1 protein-coding gene is annotated in these 4,388 nt (G+C 70.6%); it reads left to right on the top strand.

What is annotated here, in order from left to right:
- Positions 1-9: 9 nt before the first annotated feature.
- Positions 10-4,388 (top strand): type I polyketide synthase (locus IE251_RS40405; protein ID WP_229897176.1); only part of this gene is annotated, 4,379 nt, incomplete at its 3' end.

Below are 4,388 nucleotides of genomic sequence, written 5' to 3' on the forward strand. Positions count from 1 at the left end.
TCGGGTGGGGTGGAGGTGTTGACGCGGGCGCGTGCGTGGCCGGTGGTGGAGCGTGCGCGCAGGGCGGCGGTGTCGGCGTTCGGGGTGAGCGGAACGAACGCGCACGTCGTACTGGAACAAGCCCCCGAGGAAGCGGGGGATGCTGAGGCGGTGCCTGGGCCGGTCAAACACCCTGTTCCGGTGGTGGTGTCGGGTGCTTCGGCGGGGGCTTTGGACGCGGGGTTGGGGCGTCTGGCCGCCTTGGTGGAGTCCGATGGCGGGCTGGGTGTGGGCGAGGTCGGATGGTCGACGGTCCAGCGTTCGGTGTTCGGTCATCGTGCGGTGGTGGTGGCGTCCGGGCGTGAGGAACTGCTGGAGGGTATGCGGGCCCCGGTGGTGTCGGGTGTTGCTGGTTCGGTGGGCCGGTCGGTGTTGGTGTTCCCGGGTCAGGGGACGCAGTGGGCCGGTATGGGTGCGGAACTGCTGGAGTCTTCTCCGGTGTTCGCGGCTCGTATGGGTGAGTGTGCTGCCGCGTTGAGCCCGTTGGTGGGGTGGGATTTGTTGGAGGTGGTGCGCTCGGGTGAGGGGCTTGAGCGGGTGGATGTGGTGCAGCCGGTGACGTGGGCGGTGATGGTGTCGCTGGCCGAAGTCTGGGCCAGCGCCGGCGTCAGGCCGGATGCGGTCGTGGGTCACTCGCAGGGAGAGATCGCCGCAGCCGTCGTATCCGGTGCCTTGAGTCTGGAGGACGGGGCACGCGTGGTGGCCTTGCGTTCGCAGGTGATCGGCCGGGTCCTGGCGGGTGCGGGTGGGATGGCATCGGTGGCCCTGCCCGCCGACGTGGTCGAGGAACGTTTGACCGGCTGGTCGGACCGTCTGGGCGTCGCTGCCGTCAATGGGCCTGCGATCACGGTCGTGTCGGGAGAAGCCGACGCGATAACCGAGTTTCTCGAAGTCTGTGAGCGGGACGGCGTTCGGGCTCGTCGGATTCCGGTGGACTATGCCTCGCATTCCGCGCAGGTGGAGGCGGTGGAGGCGGAACTCGCCAGCCTGCTGGCGCCGGTGGTGGCACGGGAGCCGCAGATACCGTTCTACTCCACCGTGGAGCCGGGCCGGCCGGTGCGCACGGACGCAGGCTACTGGTATCGCAATCTGCGCTCGCGTGTCCGGTTCGCGGAGACGGTTGATCTGCTGTTGGCTGACGGGTTCGGTGTGTTCATCGAGGCCAGTGCCCATCCGGTCCTCACCATCGGCATCCAGGAACTCGTCGACCAGGCGAGCACCGGCCGGGACGTCGTCATCACCGGCACGCTCCGCAAAGGCGAGGGCGGTCTGCGCCGGCTGTGGACCTCGATGGCGGAAGCCTTCGTCCACGGAGTGGCGGTCGACTGGAAGGCCGCCTACACCATGCACGGTCTGTCCGCCCGTCGGGTCGACCTGCCCACCTACCCCTTCCAACGTCAGCACTATTGGTTGGAGTCGGGCCCGCGTGTACAGGCGTCGGTAGGGACCGCCACGCCGGCCGGTGTCGATGCCTGGCGGTACAAGGTGGTCTGGAAGGGGCTGCCGACGGAGGAGACGGCCCGGCTGTCCGGGCGCTGGCTGCTGGTGCTGCCGGAGGGCACGGACCCCGGCCCGGCGGATGACATCGCCGACACACTCACCCGGTGTGGAGCTGATCTCGCGCGTGTGTCCGTACCGCTGACCGCTGACCGCGCTCACTTCGCGGAGCTGCTCGCGGCACACCGTAGGCAGGACGAGGAATCGGGGAACGGGGAACCGGCTGTCCGGGGAGTGCTGTCTCTGCTCGCACTCTCGCACGCGCCTTCCGCCGTGGCATCGTCCGTCCCCCTCGTCCAAGCGGCGAACGACGTAGGTCTGGGAGCCCCGGTGTGGGCCGTCACCCAGGGCGCCGTGGCTGTGATACCGGGGGAAGTGCCCGACGACATGGGGGCTCGTCTCCGGGCGTTCGGCCGGGTGGCCGCCCTGGAACTGCCCGAGGTGTGGGGCGGTTCGATCGATCTGCCGTCGGCGCCTCCGGACGAGCGCGTCCTGCGCCGTATGGTCACCGTCCTCGGAGCTGCCGGGACTGCCGACGGCGCCGAGGACGAGGTGGCGATCCGGAGCGCTGGGGTGTACGGACGTCGAGTCGTACGCGCCCCGGGTGGGGCCCGCACGCACTGGCGACCGCGGGGGACGGTGCTGGTGACGGGCGGTACGGGTGCGCTCGGTGGTCATGTGGCCCGCTGGCTGGCGGCGAACGGTGCCGAGCACCTGGTGCTCACCAGCCGACGCGGCCAGGACGCCCCGGGGGCGGCCGCGTTGACGGCCGAGCTGGAGGCGCGGGGAGTCCGGGTCACGGTGGTGGCGTGTGACGTCTCCGACCGTGCGGCGCTCGCGGCGCTGCTGGACGACCATCCCCCCACCGCCGTGTTCCACACCGCCGGCGTGCTCGCCGACGGTGTGATCGACGGGCTGTCCGCCGACGGTCTCGCCCTCGTGAGCCGGCCCAAGGCGGATGCCGCCGAGCTGCTGCACGAACTGACCGCCGACCGTGACGTGGACGCGTTCGTCCTCTTCTCCTCGGTCACGGGCGTCTGGGGCAACGGCGGCCAAGCCGCGTACGCCGCCGCCAACGCCGCTCTCGACGCCCTGGCCGAGCGGCGGCGTGCCGACGGTCTGCCGGCCATCTCGATCGCCTGGGGCCTGTGGGCCGGCGGCGGCATGGCGGAGGGCACCGGCGAGGAGAGCCTCGTCCGGCGCGGCATCGAGGCCATGGACCCCGTACGGGCCGTCGAAGCGCTACAGCAGGCTCTTGATCGGGACGACACCTGCGTGACCGTGGCGGCCGTCGACTGGGAGCGTTTCGCGCCGAGCACCGACGCCGTACGGGCGACCCACCTCTTCTCGACCGTGCCGGAGGCGCGCGAGGCATTGGACACGGCCCGTCGACAGCGCCCGGCCGCGCCCGGAGCCGCCGAACTGACGGCGCTTCTGAACGGCCGCACCGAAGCCGAACGCCGGCACCGGCTCGTCGAGCTGATCCGGGACGAGGCCGCCGCCGTACTGCGGCACGGCACCACGGACGCGATCGGTCCGGACAGGGCCTTCAAGGAGGTCGGCTTCGACTCGCTCACCGCGCTGGAACTGCGGAACCGCGTCAATGCCGCCACAGGTCTGTCGCTTCCCACGACGACCGCCTTCGACTACCCGAACCCGGCGGCGCTCGCCGACCACATCCTCTCCAGGCTCGCGGACGACGAGGAAACCGAGCGGGCCGGACACCTTCCCGAGACGTTCAAGGCCGCCACGGACGACGACTTGATCGCCATCGTCGGGATGGCCTGCCGCTTCCCCGGTGACGTCGACAGCCCCGAAGAGCTGTGGGACCTCGTCCTGCGGGAGCGGGACGTCATCGGCGACCCTCCCACGGACCGCGGCTGGGACTTCGACGCGATCTACTCCCCGGAGCCCGGGACTCCCGGAAAGACATACGCGCGGGAGGGGGGTTTCCTGCATGGGGCGGGGGAGTTCGACGCGGAGTTCTTCGGGGTTTCGCCGCGTGAGGCGGTGGCGATGGATCCGCAGCAGCGGTTGCTGCTGGAGACGTCGTGGGAGGCGCTGGAGCGGGCCGGTATCGATCCCCGCACCCTGCGCGGCAGCCGCACCGGTGTCTACACCGGCCTCACACACCAGGAGTACGCCGCCCGGCTGCACGAAGCCTCGCAGGACCATGAGGGATATCTGCTGACCGGCAAGTCGGCGAGTGTGGCGTCGGGTCGGGTCTCGTATGTGCTGGGGCTCGAGGGCCCGGCGGTGTCGGTGGACACGGCGTGTTCGTCGTCGTTGGTGGCGTTGCACCTGGCGGTGCAGGCGCTGCGGCAGGGTGAATGCGATCTGGCTCTCGCGGGTGGTGTGACGGTCATGGCCGCGCCCGGGCTCTTCGTGGAGTTCTCGCGGCAGCGTGGGTTGGCGGCTGATGGCCGGTGCAAGGCGTTCTCGGATGCGGCTGATGGGACGGGCTGGGCCGAGGGCGTGGGGGTGCTGGCGGTGGAGCGGTTGTCGGATGCGCGGCGTCGTGGGCATCGGGTGCTTGCGGTGGTGCGGGGTTCGGCGGTGAACCAGGACGGTGCGAGCAATGGGCTGACCGCGCCGAATGGTCCGTCGCAGGAGCGGGTGATCCGGCAGGCGTTGGGGGTTGCCGGGCTGGAGCCGGCGGATGTGGATGTGGTGGAGGCGCATGGGACGGGGACGCGGTTGGGGGATCCGATCGAGGCGCAGGCGCTGTTGGCGACGTACGGGCGGGGAAGGTCTGCTGATCGGCCTTTGTGGTTGGGGTCGTTGAAGTCGAACATCGGTCATGCGCAGGCGGCTGCTGGGGTTGCGGGTGTGATCAAGATGGTGATGGCGAT

The organism is Streptomyces eurythermus (genome assembly GCF_014649115.1).
GTDB lineage: Bacteria > Actinomycetota > Actinomycetes > Streptomycetales > Streptomycetaceae > Streptomyces > Streptomyces eurythermus.